The sequence below is a fragment of the Rhodoferax sp. GW822-FHT04A08 genome, assembly GCF_058801025.1.
Genome location: NZ_JBXAMW010000001.1, coordinates 903,944 through 923,769, shown reverse-complemented (window position 1 = coordinate 923,769; position 19,826 = coordinate 903,944). Strand labels below are relative to the sequence as shown.

At 60.3% G+C, this 19,826-nt stretch carries 15 protein-coding genes and 1 pseudogene; 3 read left to right on the top strand and 13 right to left on the bottom strand.

Annotation, left to right across the window (positions count from 1 at the left end; translation table 11 throughout):
- Positions 1–54 precede the first annotated feature (54 nt).
- The 3 genes and pseudogenes from AC1RMF_RS04315 to AC1RMF_RS04305 form a co-directional block, all read right to left on the bottom strand.
- A complete protein-coding gene (locus AC1RMF_RS04315; protein WP_493139809.1) occupies positions 55–1,362 on the bottom strand; it encodes a pseudouridine synthase in 1,308 nt (435 codons plus the stop codon).
- Complete coding sequence (scpB, locus tag AC1RMF_RS04310; RefSeq protein WP_493139807.1) at positions 1,359–2,060, bottom strand: SMC-Scp complex subunit ScpB; 702 nt, start codon at positions 2,058–2,060, stop codon at positions 1,359–1,361. Before scpB ends, AC1RMF_RS04315 begins: the two co-directional genes overlap by 4 nt.
- Before the next feature lie 133 nt (positions 2,061–2,193).
- Positions 2,194–3,202: pseudogene (locus AC1RMF_RS04305) on the bottom strand (RluA family pseudouridine synthase); the annotation flags it as partial.
- A 14-nt stretch (positions 3,203–3,216) separates the two neighbouring features.
- Here AC1RMF_RS04305 and AC1RMF_RS04300 point away from each other — a divergent pair.
- Complete coding sequence (locus AC1RMF_RS04300) at positions 3,217–4,020, top strand: outer membrane protein assembly factor BamD (protein WP_342617436.1); 804 nt, start codon at positions 3,217–3,219, stop codon at positions 4,018–4,020.
- On the opposite strand, the gene yoaA is transcribed toward AC1RMF_RS04300, so the two are convergent.
- Complete coding sequence (gene yoaA / locus AC1RMF_RS04295) at positions 3,989–5,983, bottom strand: DNA repair helicase YoaA (RefSeq protein ID WP_493139804.1); 1,995 nt, start codon at positions 5,981–5,983, stop codon at positions 3,989–3,991. The two genes, AC1RMF_RS04300 and yoaA, sit on opposite strands and share 32 nt — an antisense overlap.
- On the bottom strand, positions 5,984–6,187 hold the full coding sequence (locus AC1RMF_RS04290) for a YdcH family protein (RefSeq protein ID WP_342621142.1): 204 nt from the start codon (positions 6,185–6,187) through the stop codon (positions 5,984–5,986).
- A gap of 113 nt (positions 6,188–6,300) precedes the next feature.
- On the opposite strand from AC1RMF_RS04290, the gene AC1RMF_RS04285 reads away from it, so the two are divergent.
- Entirely contained in the window at positions 6,301–7,062 is a 762-nt protein-coding gene (locus AC1RMF_RS04285; protein ID WP_342617434.1) for a PP2C family protein-serine/threonine phosphatase, read from the top strand.
- Here AC1RMF_RS04285 and AC1RMF_RS04280 read toward each other — a convergent pair.
- The 8 genes from AC1RMF_RS04280 to AC1RMF_RS04245 all read right to left on the bottom strand — a co-directional run bounded on the left by AC1RMF_RS04280 (position 7,028) and on the right by AC1RMF_RS04245 (position 19,030).
- Positions 7,028–7,681: a hypothetical protein gene (locus tag AC1RMF_RS04280; RefSeq protein WP_493139800.1), complete on the bottom strand. Its 654-nt coding sequence runs from the start codon at positions 7,679–7,681 to the stop codon at positions 7,028–7,030. The genes AC1RMF_RS04285 and AC1RMF_RS04280 overlap by 35 nt on opposite strands.
- The gene (gene zapE, locus AC1RMF_RS04275; protein ID WP_493139798.1) at positions 7,678–8,781 is read right to left on the bottom strand and encodes a cell division protein ZapE; all 1,104 of its coding nucleotides are present in this window, start codon (positions 8,779–8,781) and stop codon (positions 7,678–7,680) included. Before zapE ends, AC1RMF_RS04280 begins: the two co-directional genes overlap by 4 nt.
- Before the next feature lie 22 nt (positions 8,782–8,803).
- Positions 8,804–10,231, bottom strand: a complete 1,428-nt coding sequence (gene lpdA / locus AC1RMF_RS04270; RefSeq protein ID WP_493139796.1) for a dihydrolipoyl dehydrogenase — start codon at positions 10,229–10,231, stop codon at positions 8,804–8,806.
- A gap of 145 nt (positions 10,232–10,376) precedes the next feature.
- Positions 10,377–11,636 (bottom strand): 2-oxoglutarate dehydrogenase complex dihydrolipoyllysine-residue succinyltransferase, encoded by a 1,260-nt coding sequence (gene odhB, locus AC1RMF_RS04265; protein ID WP_493139794.1) that lies wholly within the window; start codon positions 11,634–11,636, stop codon positions 10,377–10,379.
- A 17-nt stretch (positions 11,637–11,653) separates the two neighbouring features.
- Positions 11,654–14,524 (bottom strand): 2-oxoglutarate dehydrogenase E1 component, encoded by a 2,871-nt coding sequence (locus AC1RMF_RS04260; RefSeq protein WP_342617429.1) that lies wholly within the window; start codon positions 14,522–14,524, stop codon positions 11,654–11,656.
- A 192-nt stretch (positions 14,525–14,716) separates the two neighbouring features.
- Complete coding sequence (locus AC1RMF_RS04255; RefSeq protein WP_493139938.1) at positions 14,717–16,654, bottom strand: propionate--CoA ligase; 1,938 nt, start codon at positions 16,652–16,654, stop codon at positions 14,717–14,719.
- 58 nt (positions 16,655–16,712) lie between these two features.
- Positions 16,713–18,410 (bottom strand): ABC1 kinase family protein, encoded by a 1,698-nt coding sequence (locus AC1RMF_RS04250; RefSeq protein WP_493139792.1) that lies wholly within the window; start codon positions 18,408–18,410, stop codon positions 16,713–16,715.
- A gap of 11 nt (positions 18,411–18,421) precedes the next feature.
- Entirely contained in the window at positions 18,422–19,030 is a 609-nt protein-coding gene (locus tag AC1RMF_RS04245) for an isochorismatase family protein (RefSeq protein ID WP_342617426.1), read from the bottom strand.
- 228 nt (positions 19,031–19,258) lie between these two features.
- Between AC1RMF_RS04245 and AC1RMF_RS04240 the strand changes: the two genes are divergently transcribed.
- Positions 19,259–19,816, top strand: a complete 558-nt coding sequence (locus AC1RMF_RS04240; RefSeq protein WP_342617425.1) for a C40 family peptidase — start codon at positions 19,259–19,261, stop codon at positions 19,814–19,816.
- The last annotated feature ends 10 nt before the right edge of the window (positions 19,817–19,826 follow it).

Genomic DNA, 19,826 nt, shown 5'->3' with positions numbered 1-19,826 from the left:
CTGGGTTGAGTAATTTGCTTACATAAGCAAAGCTACTGATTTTAGCATTGCAAGCTAGCCCGGGCGGCCTCTCCCCCCGCGGCGTGGACCGCCGGGACCGCCTGGTCGCGAGCCACGATCCTGGCGCTGGCGATTGAAGCTATCCGCACCGATGTATCCCACCGAAGTTTTCATGGGGTCGGGCTGACCAGCGCCGCCCGAGCGCTCTGGCGCACGGTCGCCCCGCGCTCCATTACCCTTGCCGCCGCCATTGAATCCTGCGGGTGCGCGCCCTGCATTGCCATTGGCGTTGCCACCATTGGCACGCGGACCACCGGAACGCCTGCGGTTTCCGCGCGGGCCGCGGTTGCCCGGAGCGCCATTGCCGGCACCATCGCGTCCACCTTCAGCGCGCTCACCCGCCTTGCGCGGTGCGCCGGCAGCTTGCATCAGCCCGCGGATGTCCGACTCGTCCAGCTCCATCCAGGCCCCGCGCTTGAGCCCTCGCGGCAGCATCATGGCGCCATAGCGGATACGGATCAGGCGGCTGACTGCATGGCCCACCGCCTCCAGCATGCGGCGCACTTCGCGGTTGCGGCCCTCAGAGATGGTGACGCGGTACCAGCAGTTGGAGCCCTCTCCGCCCCCATCTTCAATCGAACCGAACTGTGCCATGCCGTCGTCCAGCTGCACGCCATCCAGCAACTGCTGCTTTTCTTCCTTGGTCAGGGCACCCAGAACGCGTACTGCATACTCGCGCTCCAGCCCAAAGCGCGGGTGCATCAGATTGTTGGCCAACTCACCAGAGCTGGTGAAGAGCAGCAGCCCTTCCGTATTCAAGTCCAGGCGACCAACCGATTGCCATTTGCCCTGCGGGAGCTTGGGCAATTTGCGGAATACGGTGGGGCGGTTCTGCGGGTCATCGTGGGTCACCACCTCCCCCACAGGCTTGTGATAGGCAATGACGCGCGCTGGCGGCGGATCGATTCGCACCCGGATGGGCTTGCCATTGACCTTGATGCTGTCTCCGAATTGGATGCGTTGGCCAATATGCGCCGGCTCGTTGTTGACGGATATACGTCCCTCCAGAATCAGCTGTTCCATCTCCAGCCGCGAGCCCATGCCGGCTTGTGCCAGCACTTTGTGCAGCTTGGGCGTTTCGGCCATGGGCGCGAGCACGCGCTTTGGCGGGGCGAGTTCGGTGATTTCCTCGTCGGCATCAAACTGGCCGGAAAGAATGTCGTCAAAGCGGGTGGCCGCGGTCGCTGGCATCGGTGCAGCAGAAGCATCTTCTTCAGAAGGGGCTACGGTAAACACGACGGCGCCGGGTTCAACCGGGGCTTCTTCGACCTCCTGGGGTTTTGTGGAGTCGGGTTCAGTCATAGCAAGGTTCCATCCATAGGGGGGTTGGTATCGGTTCCAGCAGAGTCGCCGGCTTCCTCTACAGGCTGCTCCGAAACGGGTAAATCCATTTGCAGCTCGGGCTCATCCGGGTTGGGTTCGGACGCCATCAAGGCGGGCTGCTCTTCTTCCATCGGCATCAAGGATTCAAATGCCTGGGACGCTTCGGCCGGACCTTCCAGCAAAGGCAACTGATCCAGCGACTCCAGCCCCAAATCATCCAGAAACTGTTTGGTGGTTGCGTAAAGCGCCGGACGGCCTGCAGCTTCACGGTGACCAATCACTTCCACCCAGCCGCGATCTTCCAGCTGCTTGATCAGCAAAGAGCTGATGGTGACGCCACGGATATCTTCCATGTCGCCGCGGGTCACCGGCTGGCGGTAGGCAATGATGGCCAGCGTCTCCAGCGTGGCACGGGTATAGCGCGGTGGCTTCTCGGGGTGCAGGCGGTCCAGGTACTCACGCATCTCCGGACGGCTCTGGAAACGCCAGCCAGTGGCGACATTGACCAGCTCCACACCGCTGTTGGCCCAATCGTCGCGCAGTTCCTGCAACAGTGTTTTGAGCGTGTCTGCACCCAGCGCGTCGGCAAACAGCGCTCGCATGTCACGCACAGGCATCGGTTGTTGGGTGCAAATCAGCGCAGTTTCAAGCACCCGCTTTGCTTCAGCCAAGTTCATAGTCAGGCAATTTCCGGAAACATCGCCATCACGGCGACACATCAATGAGATTTCTTCGGAAGGCAAACAGGGGGAGGACCCTGTGGCGACCCTCGCAACGATGGTACGGCGCGGTCTGCAGCCCTTCAGGCTTTGCCGGATTGTAACGCAGGCACCATTTGCGCCAGTGCCCGCTGCATGTCGGCGGGAAGATCGGCGTCAAACTGTAGCGGCTCGCCCGTCACCGGGTGGACAAATGCCAGCCGGGTTGCATGCAGCGCCTGGCGAGTCAGACCCAACTGGGGCAGGCCGCCGTACACGCTGTCCGCCACCAAAGGATGACCGATGAAAGCCATGTGCACCCGGATCTGATGGGTTCTGCCCGTATGCAATTTGCAATACACCAGGCAATGGGTGGCGTCACCGCGACGGAACTCAAAGTCGGTGCGCGCCTCCTTGCCCGACTGTGTGGCCAGGTCCACCACCGCCATGCGCAAGCGATTGCGCACATCCCGACCAATGGCCGCATCCACCGTGCGTTGCACCGGCCCGTTCCAGGCGCCATGCGCCAGCGCCAGATACTGGCGATTGACCTCTCGGGCAGCAATGGCTTTGACCAGTGCATCCATCACGACGCGGGTCTTGGCCACAACCATCAGACCGCTGGTGTCCTTGTCCAGACGGTGCACGATACCTGCCCGCGGCACTTCCAGGAAACACGGAGCGTGGGCCAGCAACCCGTTGAGCAGCGTTCCGCTCCAGTTGCCTGGCGCGGGATGCACTACGAGGCCCGCGGGCTTGTTGACCACCATCAAATGCTCGTCCTCATAGGCGATGCCGAACGCCACCTCCTCCGGCTTGAAAGCCTGGCTTTGCGGCGTGGGTTTGAGCTCCAGACTGATGGAGTCGCCCGCCCGAACCTTTTGCGAGGTCTTGGTCACGACCTTGCCGTTGACCGTAACCAAACCGGACTCCAGCAACTGCTGCAAATAGCTACGGGAGAATTCGCTGACCGAAAGGGCCAGGACCTTGTCCAGGCGCTCGCCGTGGTACCTTGCGTCCACCTGCAGGATGCGGATATCGGAGTCCGGCCCCAGCTCTTCCGACTCCTCGCTGCCAAGCTCAAGGGGGGTGGCCGATATAATCCCGTCCGTCTGTTTCAAGAAAGTTTCCCACAATGTTGCGAGTCAAATTATCGGTCGTTTATGCTGTAGCGCTAATGACCGCGGCCTTGGGGTTGGGTGGATGCTCCACCCCAGTCGACAAGACTGCCACCATGAGTCCCAACGCCATCTATGCGGAAGCCAAAGACTCTGCGGACTCCGGCCAGTATGACAAGGCCATTCCCCTGTACGAAAAGCTGGAAGCGCGTGCCGCTGGTACACCGCTGGCACAACAGGCCCAGCTTGAGAAGGCCTACGCGCAGTACCGCACACAGGAGCCGGCACAGGCCATTGCAACCTTGGACCGCTTCATGAAGCTGCATCCGGCAAGCCCTGCCTTGGACTACGCGATGTACCTCAAGGGCATCATCAACTTCAATGACGATCTGGGTCTGTTCTCAGCCATTTCCCGTCAGGATCTGTCCGAACGGGACCAGAAAGCCTCCAAGGAAGCCTTTGAGTCCTTCAAGGAACTGGTGGCCCGTTTCCCGAATTCCCGCTACACACCCGACGCCACCCAGCGCATGAATTACATCGTGGGTTCGCTGGCGCAGTACGAGGTGCACGTGGCACGTTACTACTACAAGCGCGGCGCTTATCTGGCTGCGGTCAACCGTGCGCAGACGGCAGTCGCAGACTACCGTGACGTGCCCGCGGTCGAAGAGGCCATGTTCATCATCTACAAGTCGTACGACGCCCTGGGCCTGACGAAGCTGCGTGATGACGCCAAGCGCATCATGGAAACCAACTACCCCAATTCTGAGTTCCTCACCAAAGGTGAGCGCACTAGCAATGATCCTTGGTGGAAGCTCTGGTAAGCGCCTCTAGCGCTTGCCGGTAGTCCGCTTCACTATTCAGCCTGCGCATTGCAGGCAAGGTGGCCAACAGTTGGCGCCCGTAGCCCATCTGGATCAGGCGCGTATCGCACACGACTAGCACACCCTGGTCTGATTCCCGCCGTATCAGTCGACCGGCCCCCTGCCGCAGGGCCACGGCCGCCTGTGGCAAATGCAAATGCTTGAACGGATTCTTTCCCCGGCTCTCCAGAGACTTGGACCGTGCCTGCAACACCGGATCATCCGGCGGTGTGAACGGCAGCTTGTCAATCACCAGCAATTGCAAAGCTTCGCCGGGCATGTCTATACCCTCCCAGAAGGTGGCAGATGCCACCAGTATGGCGCCCCGTTGTCTATCTTCAGCGTACTGCAAAAAACGCGATAGCAGCTCGCGCTTGGGCAATACGCCCTGCACCAGAAGCTCCAGATCAGCATGCCCCTGCATGGCGGTGGCCAGGGCATCGCCAATGGTGCGCATGGCCCGCAGCGTGGTAGTCAGTACCAGAGTACGTCCACCCAGTTGCCGCGCACCCTCCAGGGCAAGTTGAGCCACCGCGTGGCTGTGCGAGGCGTCGCCAGGCTTGGGGAAATGTGAAGGCACGTACAGGGCCGCCTGTCGCGCATAGTCGAACGGACTGGGCACTTTCAGGACATGCGCACCGGCCAAACCACAGCTCTCCACAATCCAGCTCAGACCGGCATCGTGACCCAAGGTGGCCGAGGTAAATATCCAGGATTTGCCCGCCCCCGCAGTCGCATCTTCTTGCTGCGCAAACACACGGGTCTGCATGGCCAGGGAAATATCCATGGGAGACTGCAGCATGCGCACCTGGCGCCCGACCTCCAGCCAGCGGACCGCGCCGGGCGGAATCGGCTGCAGGAACAATTGAAGCTGCTCCATCAAGTCGCCACACCGCTGCTGCAGCACCTGCAGCTCGGGCGCTGTCTCCGCCAGCATGTCCAAAGCGTCATGGGCATGTGCCATGGAAGCCTGGCAGGCCTGCAGGAAGTCATTCCAGCGTTCGCCAACCACACGCCACTCCATCCGTACCGCTGCGTCCTGTACAGGAAAACGCGAGCGCAAGGCCTCAGCGCCCTGCTCTATTGCCTGGGCCAGCTCAGGCCAGGGCGCAAGGCCACGCGCGTGCACTTGCGCAACACGCTCCAGGTCCCGTGCATAGTTGCTGAGCTGACCGCTGCCCAACTGCCGCCCCAGAAACTGCACGCCGATTTCATTGAGCTGGTGTGCCTCGTCGAATATCACGGTGTGCACGCTGGGGAGCAACTCTGCCACACCGGATTCACGCACATTCAGATCCGCAAAAAACAGGTGATGGTTGATCACAACCAGATCCGCTGCAAGTGCCTCGCGCCTGGCCGTGTTTACAAAGCAGCGGCTGAACTGCGAACAACGGGCACCGAGACAGTTCTCCCGCGTGGAGGTGACCAACGGCATCAGAGGTGAAGAATCATCCAGCGCTTCCACCTCGGACAGGTCCCCGGTCTGCGTGGCATGGGCCCAGCTTTCAATACGTGCCAGTTGGTGCAAGGCCCGGCCGTCATCCAGACGCCAGTCTTGCCGTGCGGATTCCAGATGGTGCAGGCATAAATAACTGCCCCGCCCTTTCAGGAGCGCCACGCGCAGTGATACACCAAGCAACTCACGCAACCTGGGAATATCGCGGCCAAACAGTTGGTCCTGCAATGCCTTGGTAGCGGTGGACACCAGTACGCGCTTGCCCGAAAGCAGTGCGGGTACCAGGTACGCATAGGTCTTGCCCACGCCCGTTCCGGCCTCCACTATCAACTTTCCCCCCTGCTCGAGGACCTGCGCCACGGCCTGGGCCATTTGCAACTGACCTTCACGCGGGCGGTATTCCGGCACCGATGCAGCCAGCGGGCCGCCGATGCCAAAAGCTGCGGCAACTGCCTGGTTTTCGACCATTCAGGCGGGCTCGTCCGGAAGCAGAGATTGCTCGATACGGGCAATTTCGTCACGCAAGGCCAAGCGCCTTTTCTTCAGCCTGCGCATCATCAGCTCGTCCACCGGCGTTTTGTCAGCAGCCTGGTCAATCAGTGCGTCCAGATCGCTGTGCTCCATCCGCAGCGCAATCAAGCGTCGCTGTGGGGAATTCAAGTTAAGGCTCAAGGGGAAATAAGAATAAAAGTTTGCGCCGCTTTGGTGTTGGATCAACACCTGCTGGCTCGATAATACGACCAGAATACAGTTTACCGAGAGGAACGCTTCACGCGAGCGCAACAATGGCTACCACAGGCTACCGTCTTACCGCTTCCACCGGCATCCACAAGGGCGACCGTGACTACCAGCAAGACCAGCTGGCGCTGCTGCAGCATCCGCGCGTGAATGGATGCATCCTGGCCATCGTGGCCGATGGCATGGGTGGCCGCAGCGGTGGGCGCAAGGCCTCCGACCAGGTGATGATGACCGCCAAACAGGTATTTGACCGTTATGACCCGGCAACCGAAGATGCCTCCGCCATCCTGAAGCAGATCGTGGATGAAGCCCACTTGGTCATCAAACTCACAGCCATTTCCTCCGAGCAGGAACCCCACAGCACGATGGCGGCATTCATCATCAATCCGGGTGGCGATTGCCACTGGGCGCATACCGGTGATTCACGCATCTACTACTTTCACGGCAACACCTTCGTCAAACGGACCAAAGACCACTCCTATGTGCAGGCCCTGGTGGACAAAGGTGAGTTGACGGAGGAGCAGGCGGCAGTACATCCGCAGTCCAATATCCTGATGGGTTGCCTGGGCACTGAAAGCGATCCACCAATTGCCTACCACTTCATCCCCCAACTGCGCGCCGGTGACACACTCATGGCTTGCAGCGACGGTGTCTGGCATTACTTCAAGAACAGCGAAATCGGTTCCGTCCTGTCCACGCTGTCCGCCCGCGAAGCCACCGAATTCCTGATCGACAAGGCCCGCTCCCGTGCCCGGGGGGGCGGCGACAACTTGTCTATTGTGGTTGTGAAGCTGGAGCCACTGGGCTGACAGCCTGGGAAGCCGCTGGACGGGGAGGCAGTGGCTTGCCGGTCTTTTCACTGATGCGTTTGGCCGCCGCCTCGCGCTTCTTGGCGGCTTCAGCCAACTTGTTGGCATAAGCCTCCCGGTTCTGCGCCTGCTGGGCAGCGGTCGGCGCCGTAGTCTCACGCGGCCCCGAGGCGGCGACGCCTGGATTGGTCGCCTTGGCGGCATGCTCCGCCTGCTTGTCCTTTTGGGCCTGCTGCCGGTCCTGCGTCGTATTGCCGGCCAAATCCAGCTCCGCCTGGGCATCCTTGTCGGCCTTTTCCTGGGTCTTCTGTTCGATGCGCTCCAAGGCTTCTGCACCTTGCTGCTTGCGCTCTGCGTCATGCAGGCTGATTTCCTGCCGCTTGAGATCGCGCAGCTTGGCCGTGCGCCTGGATTGAACGTCTTTGAGACAGCTGTTGACGATAAAGTGCTTGTAGCACTCTGCTTCCTGCGCATCAAAGGCCGCGTTTTCGCGTGCCCGCGTGGCTTCAATCTGCGCCAGAGCGTCCTGTGAGTCAGACGCCTGCGGTGGCGCCACAGCTTGTGCCCACAACGGCTGGGTGAGCAGCACAGAAAGCACCCAGGTAGCGATGCGCTTCATGTCAAACCCGTATCCACAACACGCCGCTCCAGCGCCAGGTATTCCTTGGACTGCATCTCATGGAGACGCGACACCGTGCGGGGAAATTCATGCGCCAAGGGGCCTTCGGTATACAGCTCATCCGGTTCCACCTCCGCAGAAAGAATCAGCTTGACCCGCCGGTCATACAGCACGTCCACCAGCCAGGTAAAGCGCCGCGCCTCGGACGCCAGACGTACTGACATGCGCGGCACGTCGCTCAGAAATACCGTGTGGAACCGTGAAGCGATTTCCAGGTAGTCGTTCTGCGAGCGCGGACCGCCGCACAAGGTCTTGAAGTTGAACCAGACAATGCCACCAGCTTTGCGCCAGGCGTTGATCTGACGCGACTCGATGTGGAGCACCGGGTCTTCGTCCTGCTGCTCGGCAAGCGCATCAAAAGCTTGCTTCATGGCCTCGTCGGCCTGTGGCCCCAAAGGGGTGTGATAGAGCTTGACTGCCTCCAGCGTGCGGCTGCGGTAGTCGGTTCCGTTGTCCACGCTGAGCACTTCCATGCGGCTGTTGAGCAGGGCGATGGCTGGCAGGATGCGGTCGCGGTGCAAGCCATTCGGATAGAGGTCGTCAGGCTTGAAATTGGAGGTCGTGACAAAGCCCACACCGTTGGCAAACATCGCCGATAGCAAGCGGTGCAGGATCATGGCATCGGTGATGTCTGCCACATGGAACTCATCAAAGCACACGAGCTTGTAGCGCAGGGCCATGCGCCGGGCCAGCTCATCCAGCGGGTTGACCGTGCCTTGCAGGTCCGCCAACTCGCGGTGCACTTCGCGCATGAACTCGTGAAAGTGCAACCGCGTCTTGCGCTTGAGCGGAACAGAGTTGAAGAAGCAGTCCATCAGGAAGCTTTTGCCCCGCCCGACTCCACCATACATGTACACGCCACGCGGTATGTCGGGCCGATTGATCAGCTTCTTCAGGGCGTTGGAGCGCTTCTCCTTGTAGTGCGTCCATTCCTGGGCGCAGCGGTCCAAGGCCTCCACCGCGCGCAGCTGCGCCGGGTCGGCCTTGTACCCGCGCGCGGCCAACTCCGCTTCATAAGTCTCTTTGACGCTGCGCCGCACCGGCTCTGTAACCGCGATGGCTTTAGAAGTTCAAGGTACGCTTGTCCACCGCCAGAGCGGCTTCCTTGGTCGCCTCGCTCAGGGAGGGGTGCGCATGGCAGATACGGGCGATGTCTTCTGCGCTGGCCTTGAATTCCATGGCCACCACGGCCTCGGAGATCAACTCGCTGGCCATGGGGCCCACGATGTGCACACCCAGGATTTCGTCGGTAGTTGCATCCGCCAGGAACTTCACCATGCCGGTCGTATCGCCCAAGGCGCGTGCGCGGCCATTGGCGAGGAACGGAAAGGTGCCAGCCTTGTACTTCACGCCATCGGCCTTGAGCTGCTGCTCGGTGCGGCCCACCCAGGCGATTTCCGGGCTGGTGTAGATGACCCAGGGAATGGTGTTGAAGTTCACATGCCCGTGTTGGCCCGCAATGCGCTCGGCCACGGCAACGCCCTCTTCTTCCGCCTTGTGCGCCAACATGGGACCGCGCACCACGTCACCCACGGCCCAGACGCCGGGCACGTTGGTCTTGCAGTCACCATCCACCACAATGGCGCCACGCTCGTCGAGCTTCAGGCCAATGGCTTCGGCGTTCAGGCCAATGGTGTTGGGCACGCGGCCGATGGAGACGATGAGCTTGTCGGCATCCAGGGTCAGTGCTTCACCCTTGGCGTTGGTGTAGGCGATGGACACGCCCTTCTTGCCGTTCTTGATTTCGCCGACGGTTACGCCCAGCTCGATCTTCAGGCCCTGCTTGTCAAAAGCCTTCTTGGCTTCCTTGGCGATCTGTTCGTCCACAGCGCCCAGGAATGTGGGCAAACCTTCGAGGATGGTGACTTCCGAACCCAGACGGCGCCACACGGAGCCCATTTCCAGGCCGATCACACCGGAGCCGATCAATGCCAGCTTCTTGGGCACCGCGCCCACGCGCAATGCACCGTCGTTCGACAGGATGTTTTCCTCGTCGAAGGGCGTTCCGGGCAAGGCACGTGCGTTGGAACCGGTAGCGACAATGACTTGCTTGGCAGTAATGGTCTCTTCGGTCTTGCCCGCAACGGCAATTTCAATTCCACCGTCGACAGCCTTCACAAACGATCCGCGCCCATGGAAGAAAGTGACCTTGTTCTTCTTGAACAGGTACAGGATGCCGTCGTTGTTCTGCTTCACAACGGTGTCCTTGCGGGCAATCATCGTGGCCACATCCATCTTCAGGTCCTTGACCGTAATGCCGTGGTCGGCGAAGTGGTGGTTGGCCTGCTCGAAATGCTCGCTGGACTGCAGCAGGGCTTTGGAAGGAATGCAGCCCACATTGGTACAGGTTCCGCCAGGAGCCGGGCCACCCGCTGCGTTCTTCCACTCGTCAATACAGGCGACGTTGAAGCCCAGTTGGGCCGCACGGATGGCAGCGATGTAGCCGCCAGGACCACCGCCAATAACGACCACATCAAATTGTTTGCTCATGATTCACTCTTTCGTTATCCACATCTGACACGCGTGACGTGCCTTCAATCAAAAACACCGCGGAACCGGCTGTGCCGGCCCGCTGGTGTTGCCCCTGCAAGGGGGTGGCGAAGCGACACGCAGTGCGCGCAGCCTGGGGTGTGCGTTAAATATCAAACAGCAAGCGTGCTGGATCTTCCAACGCTTCCTTCATGGCCACCAGACCCAGAACCGCTTCACGGCCGTCGATGATGCGGTGGTCGTAGGACATGGCGAAGTAGTTCATGGGACGCACCACCACCTGACCGTTTTCCACCATGGCGCGGTCCTTGGTGGCATGTACGCCCAGGATGGCCGATTGCGGCGGGTTGATGATGGGGGTGGACATCATGGAGCCGAAGGTACCGCCATTGGAGATTGAGAAGGTACCACCGGTCATTTCTTCCATGCCCAGCTTGCCGTCACGTGCCTTGACGCCGAACTCGGCAATCTTCTTCTCGATCTCGGCAAAGCTCATCTGGTCGGCGTTGCGCAGAATCGGCACCACCAGACCACGGGGGGAACCCACCGCAATACCAATGTCGAAGTAGCCGTGGTACACGATGTCGTTGCCGTCCACCGAGGCATTAAGCACCGGGAACTTCTTGAGCGCGTGCACTGCGGCCTTGACGAAGAAGCTCATGAAGCCCAGCTTCACGCCGTGTTCCTTCTCGAAACGCTCTTGCATGCGCTTGCGCATTTCCATGACCGGGGCCATGTTGATTTCATTGAAGGTGGTCAGGATGGCGTTGGTGGACTGCGATTGCAGCAGACGCTCGGCCACGCGCGCGCGCAGACGGGTCATGGGCACGCGCTGCTCAGGACGGTCACCCAGGCTGGGCGCGGCAGGTGCGGAAACCTGCGGCAATGCCTTGGTCGGCACGCCGGTAGGGATCACCGCGGCCGTGGATTGCACGCCACCTGCGACAGCGGCCAGCACATCACCCTTGGTCACGCGGCCGTCTTTGCCGGTGCCACTGACGGCACCCACAGCCAGGTTGTTGTCGGCCAACAGCTTGGCAGCAGCTGGCATCGCAACGCCAGCCTTGCTGTTGGAAGCCGGGGCTGCAGCTGCAGGTGCCGATGCAGCGGGAGCCGCCGCCGCAGCGGCAGGCGCAGCTGCGGGAGCGGCAGCACCAGCTTTTCCTTCGGTGTCGATGCGGGCAATCAATTGCTCTGCAGCGACAGTGGCACCATCGCCTTGCACCAGCTCAGCCAGTACGCCAGCGGCAGGTGCAGGGACTTCCATCACCACCTTGTCGGTTTCAATTTCGATCAGGATTTCATCGACCGCAACCAGATCACCGACTTTTTTCTTCCACTGCAACAGCGTGGCTTCAGCAACCGATTCAGACAGCTGCGGGACTTTAACTTCTACGATAGCCATATCAATTCTTTCGTGTTTTATTTGGTGAGCACAAAGCCCTTGAGCTTGCCGAACGCGCCTTCAACCAGCGCCTTTTGCTGTTCCTGGTGCAGATGCGAATAGCCGACTGCAGGAGAGGCAGAGGCTGCACGTCCCGAGTAACCCAGACGCTGGCCATCGGCCATGTTTTCATGCAGGTAGTGCTGCACGAAGAACCAGGCGCCCTGGTTTTGCGGCTCATCCTGGCACCACACAACTTCTGTCGCATGGGGGTACTTCTTCAGTTCGGTCGAGAACGCCTTGTGCGGGAAGGGATACAGTTGCTCCACACGCACGATGGCCACGTCGTCGTGTCCTTTTTCCTCGCGCTTCTTGACCAGGTCGTAATAGACCTTGCCGGAGCAAGCCACCACGCGCTTGACCTTGTCGGCCTTGATGTCCTTCTGCTCGGGCAGGATGGTCTGGAAACCACCCTTGGTGAACTCGGACAGCGGAGAGGTTGCGTCCTTGTTTCGCAGCAGCGACTTGGGCGTCATGATGACCAGCGGCTTACGCAGGTTGCGCACCATCTGGCGACGCAGCACGTGGAAGATCTGGCTGGCGGTGGTGGGCTGCACGATCTGCATATTGGTGTCAGCCGCCAACTGCATGAAGCGCTCCAGACGTGCCGAGCTGTGCTCGGGACCCTGGCCTTCGTAGCCATGGGGCAACATCAGGGTGATGCCGTTGACACGACCCCACTTCACTTCGCCGGAGGCGATGAACTGGTCGATCACCACTTGGGCGCCGTTGGCGAAGTCGCCAAACTGGGCTTCCCAGATCACCAGGGTGTTGGGATCGTTGGAGGCGTAGCCATATTCAAAGGCCAGCACCGCCTCTTCGGACAGGATGGAGTCGATGACGACAAAGGGTGCCTGGTTTTCGGTCACGTTAGCCAGGGGCACATAAGTGCCGGTATCCCACTTTTCGCGATTCTGGTCGTGAATCACGGCATGGCGATGGGTGAAGGTGCCGCGTCCGCTGTCTTCGCCGGATAGACGCACCGGATAACCGCTTGCCACCAGGGTGGCGAAGGCCATCTGCTCGCCCATACCCCAGTCCACATTGACTTCGCCACGGCCCATGGCGGCACGGTTCTCATACACGTCCTTGACCAGCTTGTGGGCCGTAATGCTGGCGGGGATGGTTGTGACCTTCTCGGCCAGGCGTTTCCACTCGGCCAAGGGTACCGCGGTGTCACCCGCATCGGTCCACTTCTTGCCCAGGAACGGTGCCCAGTCCACCGCAAATTTACTCTTGAAGTTGGTCAGCACCGGATCATCCGTGTGCTTGCCGGCGTCCATGGCGGCACGATAAGCCTTGACCATGTCGTCGCCCAAAGTTTCGCCCAGGCCTTGTGCAGCCAAACGGTCCGCGTACAGCTTGCGGGTACCGGGGTGCTGTGCAATCTTCTTGTACATCAGCGGCTGGGTCAGAGCGGGGGTGTCCTGCTCGTTGTGGCCCAGTTTGCGGTAGCAGACGATGTCCAGCACCACATCCTTGCGGAAGGTCATGCGGTATTCCAGCGCCAGCTGGGTTGCCAGCACCACGGCTTCTGGATCGTCGCCGTTGACGTGGAGCACAGGCGCTTCCACCATCTTGACGATATCGGTGCAATACACCGAGGAGCGCATGTCGCGCGGGTCCGATGTAGTGAAACCAATCTGGTTGTTGATGATGATGTGGACGGTACCGCCCGTGGTGTAACCGCGTGTCTGTGCCAGCGCCAGGGTTTCCTGGTTGACACCTTGGCCACCAAAGGCCGAGTCACCGTGCACCAGTACCGGCAGCACTTGCGCACCCTTCACGTCACCACGACGGTCCATACGGGCCCGCACCGAGCCCTCCACCACCGGGTTCACGATTTCCAGGTGGGAAGGGTTAAATGCCAGCGAGAGGTGCACCGGTCCGCCATCGGTCGCCAGATCGGAACTGAAGCCCTGGTGATACTTCACGTCGCCGGCTGGCAGGTCTTCAGGAGCGGTATGCTCAAATTCGGCAAACAGGTCCTTGGGCATCTTGCCCATGGTGTTGACAAGCACATTCAGGCGGCCACGGTGGGCCATGCCGATTACTACTTCTTGCACACCCTTGATGCCGGCTGCGTTAATCAGCTCATCCATGGCGGCGATAAAGCTCTCGCCACCTTCCAGCGAGAAGCGCTTCTGGCCCACGAACTTGGTGTGCAGGAAGCGCTCAAGGCCTTCGGCTGCGGTCAGTCGCTCCAGAATGGCTTTTTTCTTTTCTGCACTGAAATTGGGTTTGCTGCGAATGGATTCGAGCTTTTGCTGCCACCAACGCTTTTCAGCCTGCTCGGTGGTGTACATGTATTCAGCGCCCAAGGTACCGCAATAGGTTTCACGCAGCGCATTGAGCAGCTCGCGCAGGGACATGCGGTCCTTGCCGAAAAACGTGTTGCTGGTATCGAACACCGTTTCCTGGTCGGCATCGGTAAAGCCAAAGTACGCAGGGTCCAGGTCGGGAATAGCCGGACGTTCGGTACGCTTGAGGGGGTCGAGATCAGCCCAGCGTTGGCCGACATTGCGATAGGCGGCAATCAGCTGTTGCGCCGCAGTGCGCTTGCGCCCCATTTCGGCGTCGGCGCTGGCCAGCACCACCTTGGTGCCGCCGGACTTGGCCCGCTCTGCAAAGGCGTTGATGACGGGCAGATGCGGCACGTCTTTGGCATTCGTGCCATCCACCGCGGGCACGTGCTGCAGTGCGTCGAAATACGAACGCCATGAATCGGGAACGCTACCGGGGTTGGCCAAATAGTTCTCGTACATCTCTTCGACATACGGGGCATTGCCACCAAACAGGTAGGTATTGTTTTGGTACGCCTGGTATACAGACGACGCGGAATCACTCATATTGCGCTGACCTCCGTTCCCCTTCAGGGAACATTAGCTGGTTAAAGCTGGTTTATTAACCTTCCGCGACACGGCTGAACCGATTGGCGGATGCGACTGTGGCATTGGAAGGACCTTCGTTGCGGACTGGATTGTGCCACTGATTCGTATAAATAGCTGCACTTCACCGGCCTTTTACTCGACGACTGACGGTCAGCTGACTACCAAGTCCTTGATTTGCTGCAGTGCACCAGGGTCTTCCATGGTGGTCAGATCGCCAGGGTCGCGACCCTCGCAAACGGCCTGAATGGCGCGGCGCAACAGCTTGCCACTGCGGGTTTTGGGCAGCACATGCACGAACCGCACGCGCGCCGGGCGGGCTACCGCACCAAGCTGGTCATCCACCACTTTCATAATGGCGCCTTCCAGCTTCAGTGCGTCGGCGCTGGCGGACGCCACACTGGGGTCCTTGAGCACGACGAAGGCCACTGCCACCTGGCCCTTGAGCTGATCCGCCACGCCGACCACCGCCACCTCGGCCACATTGGCGTGACTGCTGATGCTTTCCTCAATCTCGCGGGTGCCCAGGCGATGACCCGCCACGTTGATCACGTCATCGGTACGGCCCAGGATGAAGAAGTAGCCGTCTTCGTCCTTCACACCCCAGTCGAAGGTGCTGTACATCACCCGGTTGTGGATGCTGGACCAGTAGGTTTTGACAAAGCGTTCGTCGTCACCCCAGATGGTTTGCAGGCAGCCCGGAGGCAGCGGGCCTTCCACGGCGATGACGCCCTTCTTGTTGGCTTCGTTGATTTCCTCGCCCGTGGTCTCGTCGATCAGACGCACGTCGTAGCCATAAACGGCCTTGCCTGGGGAGCCAAACTTGGTCGGGGCTTTTTCAACGCCATTGCAGATGGCCATGATGGGCCAGCCGGTTTCGGTTTGCCAGTAGTTGTCGATGATGGGCTTGTTGATGGCGCCCGAAATCCAGGTCGCAGTCGGCTCATCCAGCGGTTCGCCCGCCAGGAACAGTGCCTTGAGGCTGGACAGATCGTATTTGGTGAGGAAGGACGGGTCCTGCTTCTTGAGCACGCGCGCCGCCGTGGGCGCGCTGAACATCACGCTGACCTTGTACTTTTCCACCAGCTTCCACCAGATGCCAGCGTCGGGACGGATGGGCAGGCCTTCGTACATGATGGTTGCCATGCCGGCAATCAGCGGGCCGTAAATGATATAGCTGTGCCCCACCACCCAGCCGATATCGGACGTGGAGAAATAGGTCTCTCCCGGGTTGCCCATATAGATGTGCTTCATGCTAGCAGCCAGTGCTACTGCATAACCCGCGGTGTCGCGTTGCACGCCCTTGGGCTTGCCGGTGGTGCCGCTGGTGTAGAGGATGTAGCTCGGGTGGTCGGAATCGACCCACTCGCAGGGCACTTGTACATTCAGATTGGCTTCGCGCAGTGAGGCGTAATCTTCGTCGCGTCCGGCAACCTTGGGGAAATCGGCCAGGCCGCGGTTGACCATGAGCACCTTGGCTGGCTTGTGGCTGCTCAGCGAAATGGCTTCGTCCAGCAGGTGTTTGTAGGGAACCACCTTGCCGCCGCGCATGCCTGCATCGGCGCTGACGATGGCAACCGGCTTGGCATCTTCAATACGGCTGGCCAGGCTGTGGCTGGCAAAGCCACCGAACACCACCGAGTGAATGGCGCCAATGCGCGCGCAGGCCAGCATTGCAAAGCAGGCCTCGGCGATCATGGGCATGTAGATCAGTACACGGTCCCCCTTGCTCACGCCAAGAGACTTGAGAATGGCAGCCATGCGCTGCACCTCGGCGTGCAGCTCACGGAAGCTGTAGGCCTTTTCAATATCCGTTTCGGTGGAGACAAAGACCAGTGCGTTCTGGTCCGGGCGCATGGCCAGATGACGGTCCACTGCGTTGTAGCAAAGATTGGTCTGGCCACCGGCGAACCACCGTGCAAACGGCGGATTGCTGTAATCGCAGACCTTGTCAAACGGCTTGTGCCAGTCGATCAATTGGGCCTGCTCGGTCCAGAATCCGTCCCTATCGACGATGGAACGGCGATGAAAGTCTGCGTATGCGGTCATTGTGCGGGTCTCCGGAGCCTTGTATTGCGGGGAAAACTGAATTCTTAATTATGGGCAAGCAACTTGCTGCAAGCTGACTTGCCCCACCGCCAGCATCCGATCAGTCGTCGCCGCCCACCTTGGAACTGCGCGAGATGGCGCGCACCAGCCAGATCGCGCCCAACACAGCGCCGGCAAAACCGAAAAATCCAAACATGGGTAACCCAAAGATGGTAGGTCCACCTTTCACCGTCATGACAATCGATGAGCCAATGATGAGTGACGCAATCACGAGTGCCATGGATATCCGGTTGGCGGCTCGGTCGATCTGATCCCCCACCCGCTTCAAATGGGCCAACTCGATGCCGACCTGCAGGCGACCGCGGCGGGCGTTGCGTAGCAATTGGGAAAGGTCGTGCGGAAGCTGCTCGGCAAGCGCCAAGGTACGACGCAGCATCTTCCAGCCCCGCGTAGCGACCGCCTTGGGGCTATAGCCGGCACGCACCACCTGTCGCAACAGCGGCGTGGCCTGCTCAGCCATGTGAAAGTCCGGATCCAGGCCGCGGCCCATGCTTTCCAGCGAAACAAACGCCTTGATCAGCAGCGCCAGATCAGACGGCAAGCTCAGGTGGTTGTAACGCAGGATGGCCGTGATGTCGCCCAGCATCTGGCTCAGACTCAGATCCGCCAGCGGCAAACCATGGTACTGGTCCACGAAGGTTTCAATCTCGTTTTCGAGCTGGCTCAGATTGGCCTGATGCTCGTCGCCAGCCCAGTCCAGCAATACTTCGGCAACTGCCTGCGGCTCGCGCTCCACCAGCCCCAACAGAAGCTGCAGCAACTCGGATCGACGGCGCGCGGACAGGCGCCCGACCATGCCGAAGTCGATAAATGCCACGCGGTTACCGTTCAGGTAGAACACATTGCCTGGGTGGGGATCGGCATGGAACAGGCCGTCCTGCACGATCATCTTCAGCACCGCCTGCGCACCGCGCTGCGCCAGCTGGGACCGATCGAAGCCATCTTGCGCAATCAGTTGCTCCAGGTGGCTGCCCGAAACGCCTCCCATATAGTCCTGCACATTGACGCGGGCGTTGGTGTGCTGCCAGTGCACGCGCGGAATCACGATGTGGGGCAAGGCCTTCATGTTGTTCGCAATCCGCTCGGAATTGCGGCATTCGGCCGCAAGATCCAGCTCCTGCCGCAAGGACTTGCCGAATTCGCGCATCAGCAATTGGGGGCGGTAGGGCTTGAGCCATGGCAATTCGGCTTCGGCCATTCCCGCCAGATGACCCAACAAGCGTAAGTCAGCCTCAATGACTTCTGCAATGCCTGGCCGACGGATCTTGACGATGACTTCAGTCCCATCCGCCAACCGAGCCCGGTGTACCTGCGCAATGGAAGCAGCCGCCAGCGGCTGCGGGTCAAACCAGGCAAAGACCGCTTCGGGTTCGCCCCCCAGATCCTCACGCAGTTGGGGGCGCAGCGTCTCCAGCGGCAGGGCTGGCACCTGGCTATGCAGTTTGCCAAGTTCGGCAATCCAGTCAGGGCCCAGCAAGTCCACCCGGCCCGCCAGTATCTGGCCCAGCTTCACAAAAGTCGGCCCCAACTCTTCCAAGGCCAGACGGACTTGTACTGGCGGCGGAATACGCGCCAAATCGGCCGCAGTCTCCCAGCGCACGGCGTGCCCTGCCCGCTCCAGCCAATCGGCCAATCCCATGCGCCTGACCAAATCGCCGAAGCCGTGGCGGATCAGCACTCCGGCTATTTCGTACAGGCGTCCGGCATCTTTCGCAGCAGTCAGTGTTTCAATCAACATGGCCTGTAGCCCTACTTGATTAATCCCTGCACTTGGTTGAACGCCGGGTGCTCGGCGCTACGCAGCCACTCAAAGGCCACCATCTCGGTCGTCACCAGCTCCACGCCGGCGCCAGCCAGCCGGTCGAAGGCAGCGTCGCGGTTGCGCTCGGTGCGCGAGCTACAGGCGTCGGTCACCACCCACACGTCAAATTCGTCTTCCAGCAGGTCCAGCGCCGTTTGCAGCAGGCACACATGGGCTTCACAGCCGGCCAACACGATAGTGTCGCGTTCGGCGGCAGACGGTTTTTGCAGATGCTTGGGCAGGCTGCGGGCATTTCCCTGCACCGGTTTGGCCGGCGGCCTGAGCAACTCGCCCAGGCCTTCTTCCACCGCGCTGAATTGCATCTTGACCAGTGCACGCGCACGGGCCTGCTTGAGCGCGTCCAGCAATTCCACTGCGGTGCCCCCTAATTTGGACGGGTTCTGCTCCGTATAGAAAGATGGCACTTGCAAGGTTGCCGCCATCTGCGTCAAGCGCACGGCGTTCTGCAAAACAGCTTGTGAATCCAGCACCGCGGGCATCAGCCGGTCCTGGTAATCAATCAGTACCAGTTGGGAGGATTCGAGATCTAGCAACATAGGGAACTTTCAGTCTTCGGATAGTGCAAGCATAACCAGCATTCCCGCCAAAAAGACAGCTGCCCGCCCGAACGGCGCTTTTGCTCCCGGCCGCTGGCAATGGTAACCAAACTTTACAATAAGCACATTTTGATTCTTACTTTGTTTATATATATCAAATAGTTACATCGCTTTATTAATGTATTACATCATTTGACTTAAGCCCCCTGGCAAGGTATGCTCCGCCCCATGCGTTTTTTAACCCTGCTGGTGGTGCTTTGCACCTTGCTTTTGGCATCGCTTTCTCATGCCGCCCCCGTCGATACCCCTGATGATGGCAATCGTGTGCGCAGTGACGTCGGTCTGCTCGATCGTATCGGCGAGGTGGGTAACCGCGTGGAAGCCAAGGCTTCACAACTGGTAGTCGGCGCTCTCGGGTTCTTGGGCGTGCCCTACCGCCGTGGCGGCAACAGTGCCGAAACCGGCTTTGATTGCAGCGGCTTTGTACGCGCCATCTATAAGCAGACCGAAGGCCTACTGCTACCGCGCCGCGCCTCCGAGCAGGCTGCCGCCACCGAAAAAATCGACAAGGCTGACCTGAAGCCAGGCGATCTGGTCTTCTTCAACACCATGCGCCGCGCCTTCAGTCACGTGGGCATTTATGTGGGCAATGGCAAATTCATCCATTCCCCCAAGCCGGGCGGTGAGGTCCGTGTTGACGACATGGGTGCTTCGTACTGGACCCGGCGCTTCGATGGTGCCCGTCGGGTTCCATCTGAGTCCGTGAACGCCACGACCGAGCAATAAGCCGTACTGC